15 protein-coding genes and 5 pseudogenes are annotated in these 19,604 nt (G+C 44.6%); 14 read left to right on the top strand and 6 right to left on the bottom strand.

Annotation, left to right across the window (positions count from 1 at the left end; translation table 11 throughout):
* Positions 1-30: 30 nt before the first annotated feature.
* Positions 31-1,569, top strand: coding sequence for an oligosaccharide flippase family protein (locus tag ACHZCY_RS08685; protein ID WP_319548600.1), 1,539 nt, complete (start codon positions 31-33; stop codon positions 1,567-1,569).
* 52 nt (positions 1,570-1,621) lie between these two features.
* On the opposite strand, the gene ACHZCY_RS08680 is transcribed toward ACHZCY_RS08685, so the two are convergent.
* A complete protein-coding gene (locus tag ACHZCY_RS08680; protein ID WP_394713393.1) occupies positions 1,622-2,026 on the bottom strand; it encodes a putative transposase in 405 nt (134 codons plus the stop codon).
* A 72-nt stretch (positions 2,027-2,098) separates the two neighbouring features.
* Between ACHZCY_RS08680 and tnpA the strand changes: the two genes are divergently transcribed.
* The 5 genes and pseudogenes from tnpA to ACHZCY_RS08655 all read left to right on the top strand — a co-directional run bounded on the left by tnpA (position 2,099) and on the right by ACHZCY_RS08655 (position 6,281).
* Positions 2,099-2,215: an IS66 family insertion sequence element accessory protein TnpA gene (tnpA, locus tag ACHZCY_RS08675; protein ID WP_394713380.1), complete on the top strand. Its 117-nt coding sequence runs from the start codon at positions 2,099-2,101 to the stop codon at positions 2,213-2,215.
* A 284-nt stretch (positions 2,216-2,499) separates the two neighbouring features.
* Positions 2,500-4,074 (top strand): IS21 family transposase, encoded by a 1,575-nt coding sequence (gene istA, locus ACHZCY_RS08670; protein ID WP_319548599.1) that lies wholly within the window; start codon positions 2,500-2,502, stop codon positions 4,072-4,074.
* Positions 4,068-4,775, top strand: coding sequence for an IS21-like element helper ATPase IstB (gene istB, locus ACHZCY_RS08665; RefSeq protein ID WP_319548598.1), 708 nt, complete (start codon positions 4,068-4,070; stop codon positions 4,773-4,775). Before istA ends, istB begins: the two co-directional genes overlap by 7 nt.
* Before the next feature lie 46 nt (positions 4,776-4,821).
* Positions 4,822-5,094 (top strand): annotated as a pseudogene (locus ACHZCY_RS08660) (transposase); the annotation flags it as partial.
* A 512-nt stretch (positions 5,095-5,606) separates the two neighbouring features.
* The gene (locus tag ACHZCY_RS08655) at positions 5,607-6,281 is read left to right on the top strand and encodes a reverse transcriptase domain-containing protein (protein WP_319548596.1); all 675 of its coding nucleotides are present in this window, start codon (positions 5,607-5,609) and stop codon (positions 6,279-6,281) included.
* 22 nt (positions 6,282-6,303) lie between these two features.
* Here ACHZCY_RS08655 and ACHZCY_RS08650 read toward each other — a convergent pair whose 3' ends face one another.
* The 3 genes from ACHZCY_RS08650 to ACHZCY_RS08640 are packed head-to-tail and all read right to left on the bottom strand — an operon-like array spanning position 6,304 to position 9,516.
* Positions 6,304-7,317, bottom strand: a complete 1,014-nt coding sequence (locus tag ACHZCY_RS08650; RefSeq protein WP_394713392.1) for a site-specific integrase — start codon at positions 7,315-7,317, stop codon at positions 6,304-6,306.
* Positions 7,304-8,290: a tyrosine-type recombinase/integrase gene (locus ACHZCY_RS08645; RefSeq protein WP_319548594.1), complete on the bottom strand. Its 987-nt coding sequence runs from the start codon at positions 8,288-8,290 to the stop codon at positions 7,304-7,306. Before ACHZCY_RS08645 ends, ACHZCY_RS08650 begins: the two co-directional genes overlap by 14 nt.
* Positions 8,287-9,516, bottom strand: coding sequence for a site-specific integrase (locus ACHZCY_RS08640; protein WP_319548593.1), 1,230 nt, complete (start codon positions 9,514-9,516; stop codon positions 8,287-8,289). The genes ACHZCY_RS08645 and ACHZCY_RS08640 overlap by 4 nt, the downstream gene beginning before the upstream one ends.
* A gap of 149 nt (positions 9,517-9,665) precedes the next feature.
* Between ACHZCY_RS08640 and ACHZCY_RS08635 the strand changes: the two genes are divergently transcribed.
* The 4 genes and pseudogenes from ACHZCY_RS08635 to ACHZCY_RS08620 form a co-directional block, all read left to right on the top strand.
* Positions 9,666-10,331 carry a reverse transcriptase domain-containing protein gene (locus ACHZCY_RS08635; protein WP_319548625.1) on the top strand — a complete coding sequence of 222 codons (666 nt, stop codon included), beginning with the start codon at positions 9,666-9,668 and terminating at the stop codon, positions 10,329-10,331.
* Positions 10,332-10,424: 93 nt separating this feature from the next.
* Positions 10,425-11,096: pseudogene (locus ACHZCY_RS08630) on the top strand (IS3 family transposase); the annotation flags it as partial.
* 219 nt (positions 11,097-11,315) lie between these two features.
* The gene (locus tag ACHZCY_RS08625; protein WP_319548592.1) at positions 11,316-12,374 is read left to right on the top strand and encodes an IS110 family RNA-guided transposase; all 1,059 of its coding nucleotides are present in this window, start codon (positions 11,316-11,318) and stop codon (positions 12,372-12,374) included.
* A gap of 12 nt (positions 12,375-12,386) precedes the next feature.
* Positions 12,387-12,587 (top strand): annotated as a pseudogene (locus tag ACHZCY_RS08620) (IS3 family transposase); the annotation flags it as partial.
* Between the two features lie 178 nt (positions 12,588-12,765).
* Here the strand turns inward: ACHZCY_RS08620 and ACHZCY_RS08615 are convergent.
* Positions 12,766-14,472 (bottom strand): IS1634 family transposase, encoded by a 1,707-nt coding sequence (locus ACHZCY_RS08615; protein ID WP_319548591.1) that lies wholly within the window; start codon positions 14,470-14,472, stop codon positions 12,766-12,768.
* A gap of 424 nt (positions 14,473-14,896) precedes the next feature.
* Here ACHZCY_RS08615 and tnpB point away from each other — a divergent pair, with 424 nt between their 5' ends.
* The 4 genes and pseudogenes from tnpB to ACHZCY_RS23595 form a co-directional block, all read left to right on the top strand.
* Positions 14,897-15,232 (top strand): IS66 family insertion sequence element accessory protein TnpB, encoded by a 336-nt coding sequence (tnpB, locus tag ACHZCY_RS08610; RefSeq protein ID WP_319548590.1) that lies wholly within the window; start codon positions 14,897-14,899, stop codon positions 15,230-15,232.
* Positions 15,233-15,289: 57 nt separating this feature from the next.
* Positions 15,290-16,872 (top strand): annotated as a pseudogene (gene tnpC, locus ACHZCY_RS08605) (IS66 family transposase).
* Positions 16,873-17,077: 205 nt separating this feature from the next.
* Entirely contained in the window at positions 17,078-17,662 is a 585-nt protein-coding gene (gene tnpC / locus ACHZCY_RS08600) for an IS66 family transposase (RefSeq protein ID WP_394713379.1), read from the top strand.
* A gap of 45 nt (positions 17,663-17,707) precedes the next feature.
* Positions 17,708-18,007 (top strand): annotated as a pseudogene (locus ACHZCY_RS23595) (IS1634 family transposase); the annotation flags it as partial.
* Between the two features lie 124 nt (positions 18,008-18,131).
* Here ACHZCY_RS23595 and ACHZCY_RS08590 read toward each other — a convergent pair.
* Positions 18,132-19,268, bottom strand: a complete 1,137-nt coding sequence (locus ACHZCY_RS08590) for a glycosyltransferase (protein ID WP_319548587.1) — start codon at positions 19,266-19,268, stop codon at positions 18,132-18,134.
* Positions 19,269-19,604: the final 336 nt, after the last annotated feature.

Genomic DNA, 19,604 nt, shown 5'->3' with positions numbered 1-19,604 from the left:
TGATAAGTTTACGAAAGAAATAGGTGTATTATGACGACAACAAACCAGTTAAAAGCGCAGTTCCCTAGAAACCTACTTTTACAGATTATATCATTTTGTACACAGGTATCTGTAGGCTTGTACCTAGTGCCATACCTAGTGCATAATTTGGGCCCTGCTGCTTTCGGGTTAATTCCAATTGCTGGTATGCTTACACAATATGTAAGCCTAATTTCTCAAAGTTTATCAAGCGCTGTAAATAGATATCTAACTATAGCAATCCAAAGAAATGATTTCAAAGACGCATCTGCTATTTTTAGTACCGCTTTTTTCTCTTGTCTTGTTATAGGATTAGTACAAATACCGTTTTTTTCAGCTTGTATTTATTACGCTGATTTGTTCATAGACATACCTGAAGATATTTTGACTGATGCATTTCTGTTATTGATATTTAGTGCAGCAACATTTATCATGAACTTGCTGACAGGTATATTTAGCGTGCCATTATATGCTTTAAACAGAATTGATTTGATAAGAATTGTTGATATACTTAGAAGTATATCACGTTTTATAGGGATACTTATAATATTTTATTTTTTTACACCTTCTTTGAGATACGTTGGGTATGTATATTTTGTTATTAGTGTTTTTCTATGTATACTTACTAGGTATATTTCCTACAAATTGAGTCCTCAGATTTTTATAAAATTGTCATGTTTTCAGAGAAATAAAGTAAAATCGTTGGTGGGAATGAGCTCGTGGCTGTTAATTAATCAAATAGGAACATTGCTATTTTTGCAGATGGATGTATGGGTTTGCAATAGATTTGTAGGTGCTGTGGAGGCTGGTAAGTATGCAGCTGTTTTACAGTGGTCAACGCTAATTAGGCAAGGAGGGGCAATTGTTGGAGCTGTAGCTTCGCCTATGATAATGATATATTTCGCTAAAAAAGATATTTATTCGATTGTTAAGCTCAGTCTATTGTCTTTAAAAGCACTTTCATTGTTTTTAGTTATTCCTATAAGTATAATATGTTATTTCAGTAGTAGTTTATTGGAGTTGTGGCTAGGAGTTAATTATGCAAAATTAAGTATTTTAATGATTGTAATGGTGTCCCATTTAGTTATAAACGTTGGAGTTTTACCACTTTTTAGCATCCAAGTGGCATTGGAGAAGGTAAAGCTACCAGCTATGCTAACTTTGATAATGGGTATAATAAACTTATTGCTTGCAATATTCTTTGCAAAATATTTGGATTTGGGTATTTTTGGAGTGGCGACAGCAACAGCTCTTGTGTTAACAACAAAAAATGCTATTTTTACTCCGATTTACGTAGCTAAAATACTAAATAAACCTTGGTTTATTTTCTTTGAAGCGTTTCTTCCGTCTTTGGTATTAGCGAGCGCTATTTTGCTTCTTTGTTATATAATTAATTTTGTACTACCTGTTCATCTGAGCTGGATGCACCTATTTTTTGTTTCTATACTGATTGGGGCAATTGGTTCTTTGTTAGCCTGGTTTTTATTATCAAAACAAGATCGAAAAACCATTCGTAGTTTACCACAATTGCAAAAAAACAGGGTAAAGTGAACGTTGAATATGTAGTAAAAATCTATTTCAGAACTCCGGGCCTCAATAGAATTTAAGAAGAGACCAACTCGTAGACCAAACGCAATTCTGTGCCCGGAAAAATGGTCCGCGTATCATTGAGTTCTCGGCAGAGGCGCAACACCGACCTCGCGCTTCTCCAATTTGCAAGTTGATCGAGCCTGACTGTCAACGTCTTGGCTTCATAGTCAGGGACGAAGTCCGCTTCCGTATTATATATGCTCCGCACCAAACTCCTGATGTCATCCTTACGCCTCACACCTGGCCGGAGCGTGTTCACCATCGCCGTTTCAGCCCTGTAAGCTATCACCTTGACGGCATCGATCAAATACTTACTTTCCACTGCGAGTTGCTTGAATCTGTCCTCCTCGGGCAAGTCCCCAATATGAACATGCTGTGGTGTGGCTTTGCGTAGTGCCTCTAAATCGTAAGCGGGAATTTAATCGCATCTGTCTTTTGACTTCGAGCTATGTCATGTTGATCTCCCGATCAACTCATACGGAGACATCACATGACAAACCGTGCTCACAAATCTCGTTTTTGGATGGCGCATGTTGAAGCGCAGGCCAAAAGCGGCTTGAATCGCGCCGAGTACTGTCGCCAACATAAACAGGAGTTTATCGGTTAGAAAAGATTAATCTTGCCAACATACCGTTTTGTCGACGCAATTCTCCTGTCATCGCTGTAAGACCCCATCGACTATCTGTGCGCCAAAGGTGCATATTCCAGGTGAAACCGGACACCCATTCCATTCCAATCCGGACAGTGATTCCATTTGATTCCGGACGCCGAATCCATTTTAATCCGGACAGCGATTCCAAAGGAATTCGGACAGTAAAAATCGAGGCGGGCGACGCATAGAACAATTTGGTAGAGACAAGCTTTTTGAACAGAAAATTCAGGGAGGTTGTCATGCCACGCAGGAGATTATCTATGCGCAAGATACGAGAGGTGTTGCGCCTCAAAAACCACTGCAACCGCAGTATACGTGAAATCAGTCAAAGTCTTGCTATTGGCAGGGGGACCGTTGGAGACTATCTACATCGTGCTAAAGCAGCAGGGTTAGAGTGGCCTTTGCCCGATGATTTAGATGACAACACCCTTGAGCAACGGCTTTTCCCCTCTGCAAAGCCACGCACCACGGCTACCAAAACTCACCCCGACTTTCATGAAGTGCATCAGGAATTGCAGTCCCGCAAGCATGTAACTCTGAACCTGTTGTGGCAAGAGTACAAGGAGCGACATCCGGACGGATATCAATACAGTTGGTTCTGCCACAGTTATCGTGACTGGACTGCGCAACTGGACGTAGTCATGCGCCAGGAGCATCGTGCCGGTGAAAAACTGTTTGTAGATTATGCTGGTCAGGGGATGGATATAGTAGACCCGCAAACCGGTGAACTGCGCACAGCACAGATCTTTGTGGCCGTGATGGGAGCGAGCAATTTCACCTATGCAGAAGCAACATGGAGCCAGAAACTGGAAGACTGGATCGGTTCCCATGTTCGCACCTTTTCCTATTTGGGCGGGGTTCCTGCACTTATTGTCCCGGATAACCTCAAAAGCGGAGTCAGTAGGCCCTGCCTCTATGAACCTGACATCAACCCCACCTACAACGATTTGGCCCGGCACTATGAAACAGTGGTTATGCCCGCCAGAGCAAGAAAACCGCGCGATAAAGCAAAAGCTGGAGCCGGTGTTCTGTTGGTTGAGCGCTGGATATTAGCCAGGTTGCGCAAGCATACTTTTTTCAGTTTAGCTGAGTTGAACCGTGAGATCAGTAAGCTGCTGCAGGTACTCAACAGCAAGGGGTTCAAAAAACTGTCAGGGTGCCGACAGAGTAGATTCAAAGAACTTGATAAACCTGCCCTGAAGCCTCTGCCTACCGCGCCTTATGAACTCGCCTACTGGAAAAAAGCCACTGTGCACCTTGATTACCATATAGAGGTGGAAAAATTTTACTACTCCGTGCCCTATAGCCTGGCCAAAAAGAAGATAGATATACGTTATACCCAAACCACGGTTGAATGTTTTTACAAGCATACAAGAGTTGCCAGCCATCCACGAAAAACCACCGGAACTCGTTATTCCACCATTAAAGAACATATGCCGCTGAAGCATCAAAAAATCCTTGAATGGTCTCCTGAACGGTTTAAACGTTGGGCAGCTGCCATAGGACCGCAAACCACTACAGTGGCAGAACTGCTGCTTCTGCGAAAAAGACATCCGCAACAGGCATATCGAACCCTACTAGGCATCTTCAGGCTGGGAAAATCATATGGAAATCAACGACTGGAAGCAGCCTGTAACCGCGCCCTCTATATTAATGCGCTTTCCTACCAGAGCATTGAGTCAATCCTGAAAAACGGACTGGATCAGAAAACTTTGCCGTATTCGCAAACAACTACTGAGCCGGTCAGGCACAAAAATATTCGTGGTGCTGACTATTACAAACGAGGAACAAATCAAAGGAAGGAAAAATGCTGATTAATCCAACACTTGAAAAACTCACAACAATGCGTTTGCAAGGAATGGCGACTGCTCTTCAAGAGCAAATGAATATCCACGGCATCACTGACATGAGCTTTGAAGATCGGCTTGGTCTATTGCTCGATCACGAACAGGCTGTCAGGGAAACCCGCAGGTTGCAGACCAGATTGCGCAAGGCAAAACTACGACAAGATGCCGCTATCGAGGATATTGACTTCAGGCATCCGAGAGGGCTCGATAAATCTCTGGTTCTGCGCCTGGCTGACTGCCAGTGGGTTAAGGAGCATCATAACCTGATTATTACAGGACCAACTGGTGTGGGTAAATCCTTTCTTGCCTGTGCCTTTGGCCAGAAAGCATGTAGAGAAGAGTTTAACGTGCTTTACCTACGGATGACAAAACTCTTCGAAGACCTGAGTCTTGCCAAGGGAGATGGTCGGTACCTGAAATTGCTCACCAGCTATGCCAAGACCGACCTACTGGTCCTGGATGATTATGGGTTGATGGCCTTAAACCAAGAGCAACGCCATGATTTTCTCGAGATCCTGGAAGACCGACATAATCTCAAATCAACCCTGATCACGAGTCAACTACCGATTGATCACTGGCATGATCAGATAGGTGATCCAACAATGGCTGATGCCATTCTCGACCGCCTTATTCACTGTGCACATAAGATTGATGTGGTAGGAAAGTAATGGACACTTTCTTAAGAGTGATTTTAAATCCTTAAGGAGGTGTTCAATGAGTAAAAGAAAAAGGCGAAAGTTCAGCGACGAATTTAAAGCAGACTCGGTAAAACTCATCACCGAGCAAGGGTACAGTATTGCCGAGGCAGCCAGAAATCTTGGAGTCAATGCAAACCAGCTTAGCCGATGGAAAAGGGAAATTGAAAATCCATCTGAAAAAAGTAGTAGATCTGATAATATGACTGCCATGCAAGCAGAACTGAAGCGGCTCAGAAAAGAGAACAAGCAGCTCAAAATGGAGCGTGAAATCCTAAAAAAGGCAGCAGCCTGTGTGCTATGAAAGCTATATAATCGATGAAGGTAGGTCCTTCGACATCGCCTTGTAGGGGGAGGTGTCAAACTGCCTCAAGCTGCTGTGGTTAAGAGTCATGGTAGTGAGCGTTGAGGAAAAGGCATGCAAGACATGTCAGGTGTGGTGTGAGGAGACGAGTGTAAACGAACCATTGATGAGGTGTCGATAGCCTTTACCAGATGTCGTCAAAACCGGCCCCCAGGCTGCGGACCGGGACAAATCAAGTGGAAACCTACTTACTGACTTGATGGCGACCGGCATTAAAGTGGCGTGAACTCACAGCTAGGCGATTATATGGAACATAGGAACCTGTCGTTCTGATGTTAAGGGAGAAATCGAACTGGTAGTCCCAGGAAGGTGAGAGTACCGATGCAGAGCACAGGGGCGGAACGTTTCGTAGTAGTGATGAAGCTTCTGTAATGGACGTGGAGCGAAGGAAACGTGTCGTTCAGCAAAACACGTTGGTCAACCAGATTTGGGAGGAACCAATGAGTCGAGCAAAACCGTTTGAAATATCCAAGCGAGCTGTCTTTGATGCTTGGTGCCAAGTAAGGGCAAACCGGGGAGCTCACGGTATTGATGAACAGACTATCCAGGAATTTGAGGGAAGACTCAAAGACAACCTCTATAAACTTTGGAACAGGCTTTCATCAGGGAGCTATTTCCCGCCAGCGATCCGTGCAGTGGAAATACCCAAGCGTGATGGGAAGATGCGTCAGCTTGGCATACCAACTGTCTCAGATCGGGTTGCGCAAACAGTTGTGCGTAATCACTTTGAAAAACAAGTAGAACCTCACTTTCATCCGGACTCGTATGCGTATAGGCGAGGGCGATCAACGCTTGATGCTATACGTGTTACGAGAAAACGGTGCTGGCAGTATGATTGGGTACTGGAGTTTGATATAAAGGGAGCTTTCGACAATATCGATCATAGTTTGATGTTGAAAGCAGTGCGGCATCACACCGATTGTCGATGGACCGTTCTGTATGTTGAACGGTGGCTCAAAGCGCCTTTGAAAAAGGCTGATGGAGAAATAGTTGAGAGGACGCAAGGGACACCACAAGGAGGTTTATGCAAAGCTTTGCATAAACCGCCTTATGCAAAGTTCACGATTATGCAAAGTAAATCGCTAATGGTTCAAAATATCAGTACTTCTACTTGATTTACTTTGCATAATATCATGACTATCTCAGACTTGAAAGCCAATCAAGCAATGCGGCATCCTTGCTCCAATCAGGAAGATTATTATCTACCAGATCTGGATATGCATTCTCAATAGCCTGACGTTTCATTTCGGAATCACACTTTGCGTAAATTTCGGTGGTTTTGATATCCTCGTGGCCAAGAAAATCCCTGATGTAGATGAGGGCAACCCCAGCCTGTAGCAGGTGCATGGCCTTGCTGTGACGAAACATATGTGGCGTCACTTTCTCAGGCACGCTCGCAGAACTCCTTTTTGCTGAACCAACATACCGAGAAATTATATAGGCAATGCCCTCCTTAGTGAGTTTATTGCGCTGCTTATTAGTAAAGAGTGGATAATCCTTCTTCCAATCTTTTCCCAGAGAATGCTCCTCAAAGTAATGTTGAAGCAAGGCCAAAGTGTTTTTCATCAATGGAATCCTGCGCACTTTATTGCCTTTGCCTGTGAGGACAAGCACTGCAGGATTATCCAGTATAACATCCTGTATTTTTAGATCGATTAACTCCTGCACTCTGCATCCGGAATCGTAAAGGACACTTAAAAGCGTCAGGTCTCTCCTGCCTTTTACTGTCATCTTATCCGGCTGTGACAATAAAAGTTTCATTACTTCCGGTGTCAGATACGGGATCGACGGCTTGGATGCCTTCTTGACGGGCAGGGAAATCACCTTCTGGTAATGAAGGATTCCTGCTGGTTCCTCGTACTGGGCATACTTGAAAAAGGAATGTATGGCTGCAAGCCTTTGATTTCTGGTTGCAATACAGCATTTACGCTCCTCTTCAATCCATTCGAGAAAATCAGCAATTATTATATGAGACAGCATGTTCATGCTAAGATTTTCGACAGGTATGTTCTTCTGTTCAAAACAGAAACGGAGCAGTAGTTTAAAGGTATCACGGTAGGATGCTATTGTGTTTTTGCTGGCATTTTTCTGTCGAGGCAGATACACAGAGAGGAATTCAGTAAGGAGAGTAGCAAAATCAGTAGGTTGCATCGCCATTACCCTCCAGTCGGGGAATAATATCAGGATAACATCCTTCGAGTCTGATGGATATATCCGGAAATATATCTGCAGTAAGCCTGAGGTAATAGGCTGTTTCCTCAAAGGAGTTGTGTCCCATATATGCTTTCAGGACAGGAAGATATGCACTAATGTTTTTTCCTTCCATCACCCATTTTCTCAGGCAGTGGCAGGCATATGTGTGCCGAAAATCGTGTACTCTCGGGCCCTTTCCCCTGCCGCCATGAGAGATGCCGGCTCTCCATAGGAATCTCCTGAAATTGTGGTAGATGTTTCCTACAGTCATTGGCTTTCCGTTCAGTCCTGGGAAAAACCAATCAGACCCCTTTGAGAGTCTATGCATATTTTCAGAATAGTTCCTGCATCGACCCGTAAGGTCGTCTGACATCGCAACCAAACGACTATTGTCTTTCTTTGAATGATAAATACTCAGTATGCCGGCCTCCACATCCACATCTTCTACTTTCAGAAGCCTTGCTTCCGAAGAACGAAGACCGCAGGCATAAACCATCCGGAAAAATACCGGCATGGTGAGATGGCGATAAGGACATTCACTGACAAAGCAACATTGATCTGTCTGATGAAAAAAACGTTGCAGTTCACCTTCCGTATAGATGTGGGGGCCATACTGCTGTGCTGCCGGATAATATCCTTTTGGGATGATATATGCGCCAATCTCAATACGTTCCATATACATGGCAAGTTGCCGCAGGATAGAGGATCTAGCACACTGATTTGCCTGTGCCTCATAGTTCCTTTTTGAGCACCATTCCAGCACTATTTCTTTTGAAAGAATCGATGCTTCTGGATATTTTTCAGCAGTAAAGGTGGAAAACCTTACCAGATGTTTTGCTTCTGCCTCATATTTGTACCCAACCGCTTGCTTCAACTGAATATGGTCTTTGATGTGCTTCGCAAATGGGCCACTGAACAAATAGTTTTTCATGGCCGCACCTCCGGAGTATCCAGGCAGCATTCCTTAAGCTTTTTGACGTCCACCTTCAAATAAACTGCTGTTGAGTCCGTGTCCGTATGACCCAGGATATCCGAGATAACAGCGAGCGGAATGTCATGCTCAAGCATTCTTGAAGCCGCCGTATGCCGAAGAGAGTGCATGCCACGGTGTTTTTTCAAAGTCGGCAAGTGTGCAATCCGCATATAAGAACGAATTATTTGGTGCAGATGATCCCCCTCTGAAAAAGGCAGAAATGGCGCTAAATGCCTTATAAAGAGAATAGGATAATCGACTTTGGGCCTACCGTATTTCAGATAGTCAATAACAGCCCAGCCAACTTCTGCAGGAATTGGTAGGGTTACTATCTCCCTTGTTTTTGACTGAGTAAATATCAGTTCCTTTGTCTCCCAGTGGAAACAATCAAAGGTCAGATTTTTGATGTCAGTAACTCTAAGACCCAACACGCAGGCAAGGAGGATAATGGCATAATCCCGTTTTCCCTTTGGATTTCCTCGATCAATGGCGCCTATCAGTGCTTCCAACTCTTCTTTCGTCCAGACGGAGGGGATGCGTGTCTGTTTACGAACCTGAATCATTGGTGTCTTAGACGCCAAATTCTCTTTCAGGATGTCCTGTTCTTTCAGATACTTTAAAAAAGCACGGATGGAGCAAATATTTTGCTCCACAGTCTTATATGTGTATCCGGCCAGAGTGCGTATGTACCTGTTGATTATAGGAAGCTCAATATCATGGCAGTCCCGGATTTTTTGGGAAACAAGATAGTCCATGAACCGCTCCGATTGCTTCACATAATGATCTACGGTTACTTTGGAATACCCCTTGTGCTCACAGTATCTTTTAAAACCTTTACTGATATCTAGGTAATAAGAATCTGTAAGTAGTTCCTTGTGTTTATAGTACCGTCTGAGAACAGCATGGTGGAGTTGGAAATCTCCAACCATACGAATAATACGGAGTTCTTGCGTGTCTTTCTGAGATAGTGTTTTGTCAAAATCCTTTTCAAGGATCTGGTAGTGGTGTTCGACGTAGTTGATTCCAAGTTGTTCGGAATAGAAGATCTCATCTCGCTCTTCAGCAAACTCAATGAGTTTCTTCCAACGGTTGCGGTAAAACTTCATGGAGCCGTCGCTGTAACCGAGTCTCAGTAACTCTTGCTCCAACTCTTGTAGCAGTTCTTTCAATGGTCTCTTTTGCATAAAAATATCTCCTTTATGATGATTAATTGAGCTTTTGCTCAGTCATCAATAGCGGAGATTATGCTGAGTAAATCAATACGAAGCCGTTGAACTATTGTTTATTTTACGGTTTACTTTGCATAATTACTTTCTTGGCATAAGGTGGAGTAATAAGCCCCTTACTTTTCAATCTATATCTCCATTATACCTTTGACGACTGGATGAGACGGCATTTCCCAAGTGTCCCTTTCGTTCGCTATGCCGATGACGGTCTTTTACACTGTACAAGTGAGATGGAAGCGGTTTTCCTGCAAGAATCGATTGGTAAACGACTTCGGGAATGTAATCTCGATTTGCACCCTAAGAAAACCAAAATAGTATACTGCCGCGATGCCAACCGGCGAGGGCATTCCCATACTACGCAATTTGATTTTCTTGGATTCTGTTTTCGAGGTAGGCTGGCGAAAAGCAAAGTTGGGAAGTATTTCAACAGTTTCAGCCCAGCCATAAACAAGTCCGCAGTTATTGATATCCAGCAACAAATGCGGGAATGGAATCTTGCTAGGTGGACCAACGCCGAATTAGAAGATATCGGGGAAAAGGTAAATGCCTCACTTCGAGGGTGGTGGAATTACTATGGTGCATTTTATCCGAGTGCGCTGAAGCGTGTATTTTCACATCTGAATGAAATATTAGTGAAGTGGGTAGTGAGGAAATATAAGCGTTTCAAAGGTAGTAAATGCAAGGCGAGGAAATGGCTACGTGGCCTCTCGGAACGCGAGACAAGCGCCCTTTACCATTGGCAGTTAGGTGTATTACCTGCGGTTGAACGATAGGAGCCGTATGACATGAGAATGTCACGTACGGTTCTGGGAGAGCATTGAGGGGCGGTTCCTCTTTGCTACTTAACTCTTCGCAAAGGAACAGGGATAAGGTATCAATTCATTGATATCGAGAAGAAGGCATTTCCTGTTTCCCTGTTATGTAAGGTTATGGAAGTGAGTCGCAGTGGATTTTACTCTTGGGCTTCCCGAGATAAATCCAGCAGAGAAGCTGAGCGAGACCGGCTCATTCCCAAGGTAAAAGAGATCCACCAGAAAGTCCGTGGAACCTATGGCGCCAGAAGGATGTCTAGAGAACTCACCGCCTCGGGTGATCCCTGCGGTCGCGCCAAAGCTGCAACGTTGATGAAACTGGCAACAGTAAAAGCAAAGCAGAAAAAGAAATACAAAGTGACGACAGACAGCAGGCACAAACTCCCTGTTGCTCCCAATTTATTGAACCGCAAGTTTGCCGTTACCAGAAAGGATGTCATTTACTGCTCTGATATCACCTATATCTGGACCAGAGAAGGATGGCTGTATCTTGCCGTCGTTCTCGACTTGTATTCCCGGAAGGTTGTTGGTTGGTCCATGAGTAGCCGGATGACACAAGGGCTTATTTCAAAAGCCTTGCAGATGGCAATTGGACGGCGTCGTCCTGAGTCTGGACTAATCTTTCATTCAGATCGTGGCAGTCAATATTGCAGTAATAGTTTTCAGAAGTTACTCCGTAAAAATCATATGAAAAGCAGTATGGGTCGAAAAGGTGATTGCTGGGATACTCAGTTTATAATACCTATGAACGTCGGGCTAATCTGACCCGTGCTGGGATTGGCGAATCTGCCTTTGCGTTGACCTGTCGATTGGCCTCTGACGTTCCCCGAGCATCACCGGGCCGACTGCTTGTGACCTAATAGGAGCTTTGTCTTGCATCTTGAGTGTCCTGTCCAGTAACTCGGACTGGTGATACCTGCCGAAACTTTTAGGGGGTATATTATTATGAGCAAGCAATCATTACCTGAGGTCATTCTTGGAGTTGACACCCATCTGGATAAACACGTTGGCGTACTTCTTGATCATGTTGGAAAACTTTTAGGCCACTTGTCAATTGAAGCTAATCTGGCGGGATATAAACAATTATTGAAATGGTCCCAATCTTTGGGTGATCTGCAAAGAGCTGGGGTTGAGGGTACGGGGACATACGGTGCCGGTCTGGCTAGGTTTCTTTCGCAAGAGGGGGTTCTGGTTTTAGAAATTAATCGACCAGATCGCTCAATGCGTCGTTTTCGTGGCAAATCAGACCCAACAGATGCTGAAAGCGCTGCGCGAACTGTTTTGTCTGGGAAAGAGTGTGCCGTTCCAAAATCCCAATCTGGCGCTGCAGAAGCAATGCGCATCGTTTCGGTTGCCCGACGTAGCGCTGTTAAGGCTCGAACCCAGACAATCAATCAATTACGAGGGCTATTAGTGTCCGCTCCCGATCAGATTCGAGCAAGATTGTGGCGATCAAAAACAATAGAATGCGTCAAATGCTGTGTCCATTTGCGTACGCTGGGAGAATCAAATTGGTTAAAGACCCTGGCAACAACTCTTCGTCTTCTTGCTAAGCGTTGGTTGTATCTGACGGAAGAATTGAAGAAGTTAGATAAAGATTTAGAGCAATTAACAGCACAAGCAGCTAAGCGGATGCGTCAGCAGTTCGGCGTTGGGCCGCAAACAGCAGCGACGTTGCTATCTGTTGCCGGTGATAACCCTGAACGTTTACGAAGTGAATCTGCCTTAGCCTCTTTGTGCGGTGTCAATCCGCTGGAAGCTTCTTCAGGCAAGAGGGTTCGCCACCGTCTTAATCGGGGGGGTAACCGTGCTGCGAACAATGCTCTGTGGACGATCGCTATGGTGCGAATGAGGAGTGATCCTCGCACGCAAATTTACGTTGCTCGCCGAACAGCGGAAGGAAAGTCCGTTAAAGAGATACATCGTTGTTTAAAACGTTATATAATCAGAGAATTGTATCCACTAATTTTAGCAGACTTGGAAGATTCCGCTTTGCTCACTTGACATAGGAGCGTCAATAGTGTTGCAGAAAGCTTCTTTGGCAGTCTGAAAACAGAGTGGATCTTCGACAAGGTTTATTTGACCAGGGAGCAGGCCCGACGAGATATAGTCGACTATATAGAGATGTTTTACAATAGCAATAGGCGTCACTCCTACCTTGGGTATCTCAGCCCTTGTGAGTTCGAGAAAGTGATGGCTCTACAGAAAGCTGCTTAAGAAAAGTGTCCATTATTTGTTGACCACCTCAGATACAACTTAAGGGAGAATCTATGAGAAAAAAACAGGCTAACTTGACATAACTTACGAGTAAAAGGTAAAGACAAAAACAAAGCGTCGCTTCGCTCCGATCGCACCGTCCGGATTCACTGGAATCGGTGTCCGGATTCCTCTGGAATCAATGTCCAGTTTCACTGGAATACACACCAAAGGTTCGAATAATTTGACCCTGCAGGTCATCCGGATCCTCCAGCATTCTGACGGTTTCTTTCTTTTTGGGCATAAACAAGAGACATGAGTGCAGTTGCCGCATGCTCTGCATGGCCGTTTTTGCCGTAATGTTCAGGCCAGCCCTGCGTAATCGTAGTTCAATGAGTCTGAGAAGAGTCAGAGCAGCTATGCATGTGAAGATATGGCAACGTATTTTGCTGTCTGTCCAATGACGAATAGGCCGCATGGCTATCTGCTCTTCATCTTTAGTAAGACGAAAACCTTCTTCTACTGCCCACCGGTCGAGACTGGCTTGCACGATCTCCTCGGTTTCCCAATCCTCAATATCGATGATCAGAATATTTTTGCCAAGCCTTTCGATATATCGTTCGATTTTATAATAATTTTTCTTAAAATTGAACGCGAGGGCTCCATCGATAACTGAAATCTCCACCTTGTAGATATCCGAGGGCAAATGGAGTTCTGCGCACCGCTCCTTATAACGTTTTTCTATGGTTGCCTTGTTGCGCCAATGGGAAGTCCCGCGGCTCACTTTACTTTGCATTTCAAACAGAAAGTCCTGCAACTTCAGCAACCTTTTTTCAAATCCATAACGCTGCTTTGCGGCTGTTAGTGGATTGTAGGTCACTATTACGGTGCGTTGTTTCCCCCAATATTCTCCAGTGGTCCGATAGGCCTGTAAGAGATCGTCATGTTTATCATTTTCGATCAACTTTTTATTCTTTTCCGTATCAAGGGGAGTAAACAAATCCAATTTGGTGGAGGCTAACTTTTCACCGAAATACGTCGAGTACGTTGTAATAAAATGCACATTTTCTTTGGCATCTATTGCAGCTATATTTTCTTCGCTGTTCATCCCTTTATCAAAAACAATGGTCAGGGATGTGTCGTCAGCAGTCTCTTTTCTCATCACCGAAAAAAGATCGCCTGCAACATCCAAGAACACCTTGGAATCATGGCAATTTCCCTTGTATTCTTTGTAATAAAAAGGAATACGCTTATCTCTGTCCACAAGGAGCGCAAGGCCTATCTGGCGTAACCAGTTGCGTCCCTCTTTGCTTTTCCCTCTTTGAGCAAGTTTAGAATCTGTTTGACTGGCCATAAAGGTGTAGTAATTGGTTGTGTCGAACATGAAGCAATCAGAAGCGGGTGGTTCGATTTCGTTGACACGTCGAAAAAACTCTTCGGTTATGGAAGTTAGATGCTCTTCGCTTACCTGATCCCATTTCAGCCAAAATTTTTGAGAATTCAACTCCGAAATCTGAACAGGTCGAATGTGTTGAATCGCTGTGTGCTTATACCATTCGGGCATGGCGCGTTTTGAACATGCGGCAACCATACGATTATAAATGGCATAAAGGAAATAATCACCAATGGAGGGCTTACCGGCGCCCTTGGCTTGAGGGGTAATTCCATCAATTATCCCGGCAATACCAATCTCCTGCTCAACAAGATTCGCCAGCCATAGGGAACCAAATTCTTGCGTTTGTAACTTGCTGGGGAGGTCGCTCTTTCCTTGGGCCATCTCGAGAATCCGGGCGGGCGACCCCAAGTATACTTGATTGATAACCTTTGGCTTGCCGTCAACCCTGGCCATCTCTCTGACGTAGTAATAGGGTCTACCGTTTTTCATTTTTTTGTGTATGTGCGCCATGTCATGATTGTAATAATTAGGTCTTACGCATGCAAGATAAAAATGAAAAAAAGTTTGTTTTTCCGTATTTTTTAAAGGGTGGATATCGGACAGCGGAGGGGTCTTACGGGTTAATGTCTGGCAACATACTGATATTACATGGAAAATGTCTTGGCGGAATTTAAAAATATTAAACTCCTGATAAACTTTCTTACCACGCGCTGACGTATTGGCAGAGAAAGCGGCGGCGACCTGATATCTCGCATACCCCTCAACTCATACCAGTGCCGGAAAAAGCAACACTGACTGCCCTGTCAGCTCATCGCGGAGACATACGTGTAGTATTGGCCAACAACATCAGCACCGAGATAAGCAATACCTTCAGCAGTGATGCCCTCGGCAGGCTTCTCCCTCTTCTCGCTAGTCGGTAATGCTATTTTCTTCCATGCCTGTGCAAGTTTATCTTGCGCCCGGCGCCACCGACATGCGGAAATCAATCAATGGCCTTTCCATGCTGGTTGCTGAACAGTTTGAGCTTGATCCTTTTTCCGGGCATCTGTTCTGTTTCTGTAATCGCAGGCGTGATATCGTCAAGATTCTGCTGTGGGATCGAAACGGATTTTGCCTCCGGCATAAGCGGCTTGAGAAAGACCGCTTTCTGTGGCCGCAAAGCGAGCAGGAGGTGATGAGTATATCCGGGCAATCGTTTTCCTGGTTGCTTGACGGTTTATCCATAGAACAGGTTGAAGCCCATGAACGCCTTGTATTTGATACGGTATAACGGGTTGTTTTTTGGCTTAATCGGTGAAAAATCAGTCAGATATGGTAAAGTGTTTTTATGAAATTTGAAGCTGCCACATTGCCGGATTCACCAGATTCTCTCAAAGAAATCGTCCTCGATTTGCAGGACAGGATTGAAGATTTACAGGCGTCTCACCACAAAGAAACATCCATCCTGTATGAGCAGCTTCGTCTCCTCCGAACTAAGCTCTTTGGCCGTAAAAGTGAAAAAATCCCAGCGGACAGTACGGTTGAGATTCTGCCCTTGTTTGATATGCCGGAGCCGGAAGTAGAAGAGGATGATCCAGAAGAAATACCTGTCAAAGGACACCAGCGCAAAAAGGGAGGACGCAAGCCGTTGCCTGCTGATCTGCCCCGCGTGGAAAGGGTGCATGATATAGATGACAGTGAAAAGGTCTGTGGTTGTGGCAGTCCTTTGACCAGAATCGGGGCAGAAGTCAGCGAGCAGCTAGATATCGTGCCTGCCCAAATGCAGGTTATCCGTCACATTCGACCCAAGTACGCCTGCAAAAGCTGCGAGGGCGCGTTGGATAACGGGCCGACCGTGAAAATTGCCCCTGTTCAGCCACAAATTATCCCCAAGTCCATCGCCACAGCAGGCCTGCTGGCCTTTATCCTGACCGGGAAGTTCGTTGGTCACCTGCCTTTTTATCGTCAGGAAAAGCAGTTTTCTCGCCTGGGAGTTGAAATATCCCGGTCCTCCATGTGCAGCTGGGCTATGCAGTCGGCACAGGCGTGTACTCCATTGCTGAAACTGCTGCACGATGAGTTGCTGGCGGTAAAGGTCGTCAACATTGATGAATCCACCGTACAGGTGCTCAAAGAGCCCGGTCGTGACCCAACGACCAAGTCCTATATGTGGATCTTCCGCCGTGGGGATCCCGACAGACAGGTGCTGTTGTATCAATACCATCCGACCCGTGCCGGAGATGTTGCTGCTGATTTTCTTGGTGAGTATGCCGGATACGTGCAGACTGACGGCTACAGTGGGTATGACTTTCTGGATCAAAAAGAAGGCGTGACTCATATCGGCTGCTTTGCCCATGCCAGGCGCTATTTTGCTGATATTATCAAGGCACGGGGCAAGAAAGGGAAAAGCGGCAGTGCGGATGTGGCCGTATCCTATATCAGAAAACTGTACAGGCTGGAGAAGCAATTCAGGGAAAACGACTTACCGCCGGAAGAGATTTATCGACAACGCCAGGAATATGCCAAACCGATTTTGGATAGCTTTCATGAATGGCTCTTGAAGCAGTCAACCAGAACGCTTCCCAAGGGGTTGCTTGGTAAGGCGATTACCTATTCGCTCAATCAATGGAAACGACTGGTTGGATATATAGAGGACGGCAATCTTGCCATCGATAACAACATGGCCGAAAATTCTATCAGGCCGTTTGTCGTGGGTAGGAAAAATTGGCTCTTCGCTGGAACCCCGGAAGGGGCTGAAGCAAGCGCTGCACTGTACAGCCTTATCGAAACAGCTAAGGCTAACGGTATCGAGCCGTACAGTTATTTGCGGCATATTTTTTCGAGGAACTGCCGAAAGCTCAATCACTGCAGGATTATGAGGCGATGTTGCCTTGGAATGCAAAAGAGCCTATAGCTGCCCTCACTCTGTGAAGCTGGGGGTGGTTCTTCTGACGCTTACTTTAAATCATCCACCGATTTCTGCAGGGCATCGACCTCCTCCTATAAGTCCACCTTTTTGGATTAATACCATCCGACCCGTGCCGGAGATGTTGCTGCTGATTTTCTTGGTGAGTATGCCGGATACGTGTAGACTGACGGCTACAGTGGGTATGACTTTCTGGATCAAAAAGAAGGCGTGTCTCATATCGGCTGCTTTGCCCATGCCAGGCGCTATTTTGCTGATATTATCAAGGCACGGGGCAGGAAAGGGAAAAGCGGCAGTGCGGATGTGGCCGTATCCTATATCAGAAAACTGTACAGGCTGGAGAAGCAATTCAGGGAAAACGACTTACCGCCGGAAGAGATTTATCGACAACGCCAGGAATATGCCAAACCGATTTTGGATAGCTTTCATGAATGGCTCTTGAAGCAGTCAACCAGAACGCTTCCCAAGGGGTTGCTTGGTAAGGCGATTACCTATTCGCTCAATCAATGGAAACGACTGGTTGGATATATAGAGGACGGCAATCTTGCCATCGATAACAACATGGCCGAAAATTCTATCAGGCCGTTTGTCGTGGGTAGGAAAAATTGGCTCTTCGCTGGAACCCCGGAAGGGGCTGAAGCAAGCGCTGCACTGTACAGCCTTATCGAAACAGCTAAGGCTAACGGTATCGAGCCGTACAGTTATTTGCGGCATATTTTTTCGAGGAACTGCCGAAAGCTCAATCACTGCAGGATTATGAGGCGATGTTGCCTTGGAATGCAGAAGAGCCTATAACTGCCCTCACTCTGTGAAGCTGGGGGTGGTTCTTCTGGCGCTTACGAAGAACAGATAGCTATGCGGCCAATCCGTCATTCGACAGACAGTAAAATACGATGTCATATATTCACATGCATTGTTGCTCTGACTTTACTTCGGCTCATTGAGTTGCGTTTACGAAGGGCAGGCTTGAATATCACAGCAAAAACGGCAATGCAAAGCATGCGTCAACTGCATTCTTGCCTGCTGTATATGCCCAAGAAGAAAAAAGCGGTCCGGATGACGGAAGAGCCGGATGAATTGCAGAACCAGGTAATTCAAATTTTTGGTGGGGAAATGGAGAATGGGGTCTTGTATGGATGACAGGGTATTGTGCCCAAACAACAGCTGATTCCCCGGATAAGCAGTTTCTAGTCCATAAACTCCTGTCAGAGACATGGAGTTTTTCAAGCTAAAAATAATGGCCCTTCATGAAACAAAGTGAGCTTTAGTCGGATGAACCGAATAAAAGATCCATTGCCTGCGTAGCTCTACAATTCCATGAATTTCTAGAAACAACTGCATTTACCTCTTCTTTGTCTATTGTCAATACTTTGTCTGTCATTATTTCCAGCTTTTTTACAAAATCGTTTCTGTTTTTTGCAACTTTAACCAGACCGTTGTAAGTGTCAATTCCTTGGTAATACGTTGACAGGACGGGCTTTCCCATGCTTATATATTGAAGAGCCTTTAGTGTGTTGCTTGATTTGAGACTGTCAGTTTGTGTAAATGGAATGATACATATATCAGAATAATAAATATAATTAGGGATGCTTTTAAACTTTTTCTGCCCTAAGACGTACACATTGCTAAGTGAATAAATTTGTAGTGTATTATCTTTTACGGGTCCTACCAATATAAAAGAATGATCAGGTAGTCTTTTTGCGCATAATATTAATAGCTCCATATCCACCCAGCATTCCATCGAGCCTACATATAGAATTTTTTTTCCTGTCAAATTGCTGTATTCTAAAGGTTCTGATGTATTAGTTTGTGTTGAAAAAAGTTTTTCGTTGACACCGTTAGGAACAACGTTAATTTTATTGTGAAATCCACCTTTAACCTCTCTTAAATTTTCAGAAACTGCAAAAACTTGATCGCACAATTTTGTAAGTTGGGATTCAAGCTGCAGCACTGTTTTTCCTTGTGCCACCCCCTCATTTTGGCAAGCCATTGCGACCCTATCATCAGCACAATCATATATGACTCGGACGGGGTCAAATCTTTGGATCAACATCTTGGCGATTGAGGGCTGGTAAGGACTGTATATCCAAAGAACATCAATTTGTTTAAAATTTTGCTTGATTGAATGTAGAACCTGATAACCAACGATTTTTTTATTTATCCATTCCAATAATTTAGAAAGCGTATATGGCAAGCCGAATTTTGGTAAAAAAGTAAAAGGTTTTATCTTTTTTTTATTGGAAAATAAAAAGAAAATTGTATCGATACACGGCATTGGCAAATCAACATGCAGCACTTCATGCCCAAGTTCATTCAAGGCTAAACTCATCTGATAAGATCTTCCCCATTCAAGGGAAGAGTCAGCACCAAATAAAATTACAATATTTTTTTTATCGATCATTAATCATCCTTCAAGTAGTAAAGGCTATAAGAAGAAAATAATTACCAACGAACTTCAGCCAGTTTTAGGAGTCGTTGGGGCATCGCCGGCGTTCTCATCGCTATGTTTGCCAGCCGATCAATTATGGTATGCAACTCAAGCGCTTGTTGAAAGCGGTTGTAAAACTCCAGCTATTCCCGTTTTACCCTGTGCTGGGGCTGCAAATTGCTTAAATGCCCAAAAAATGGGCAACGCCCTCGCTTTTCCCACGACAGCTTGTATTTCTAGCGTGGTCATAATCTACCATCAGACAATTGGCTGTTTTTTAAACGCACATATCCCACGCACCTTGCCATG

The sequence above is a fragment of the Desulfogranum marinum genome (assembly GCF_963675105.2).
Taxonomy (GTDB): Bacteria; Desulfobacterota; Desulfobulbia; order Desulfobulbales; family Desulfobulbaceae; genus Desulfogranum; species Desulfogranum marinum.
Note: the sequence above shows the minus strand (reverse complement) of the source record. Positions and strands in the feature narration are given on the sequence as shown.

Bases quoted from the DNA above. Each gene is read 5' to 3' on its own strand.
- ACHZCY_RS08685 (WP_319548600.1), top strand. From the start codon at position 31: ATGACGACAACAAACCAGTTAAAAGCGCAGTTCCCTAGAAACCTACTT.
- tnpA (WP_394713380.1), top strand. From the start codon at position 2,099: ATGACAAACCGTGCTCACAAATCTCGTTTTTGGATGGCGCATGTTGAA.
- istA (WP_319548599.1), top strand. From the start codon at position 2,500: ATGCCACGCAGGAGATTATCTATGCGCAAGATACGAGAGGTGTTGCGC.
- istB (WP_319548598.1), top strand. From the start codon at position 4,068: ATGCTGATTAATCCAACACTTGAAAAACTCACAACAATGCGTTTGCAA.
- ACHZCY_RS08655 (WP_319548596.1), top strand. From the start codon at position 5,607: ATGAGTCGAGCAAAACCGTTTGAAATATCCAAGCGAGCTGTCTTTGAT.
- ACHZCY_RS08650 (WP_394713392.1), bottom strand. From the start codon at position 7,317: ATGCAACCTACTGATTTTGCTACTCTCCTTACTGAATTCCTCTCTGTG.
- ACHZCY_RS08645 (WP_319548594.1), bottom strand. From the start codon at position 8,290: ATGAAAAACTATTTGTTCAGTGGCCCATTTGCGAAGCACATCAAAGAC.
- ACHZCY_RS08640 (WP_319548593.1), bottom strand. From the start codon at position 9,516: ATGCAAAAGAGACCATTGAAAGAACTGCTACAAGAGTTGGAGCAAGAG.
- ACHZCY_RS08625 (WP_319548592.1), top strand. From the start codon at position 11,316: ATGAGCAAGCAATCATTACCTGAGGTCATTCTTGGAGTTGACACCCAT.
- ACHZCY_RS08615 (WP_319548591.1), bottom strand. From the start codon at position 14,472: ATGGCGCACATACACAAAAAAATGAAAAACGGTAGACCCTATTACTAC.
- tnpB (WP_319548590.1), top strand. From the start codon at position 14,897: ATGCCTGTGCAAGTTTATCTTGCGCCCGGCGCCACCGACATGCGGAAA.
- ACHZCY_RS08590 (WP_319548587.1), bottom strand. From the start codon at position 19,268: ATGATCGATAAAAAAAATATTGTAATTTTATTTGGTGCTGACTCTTCC.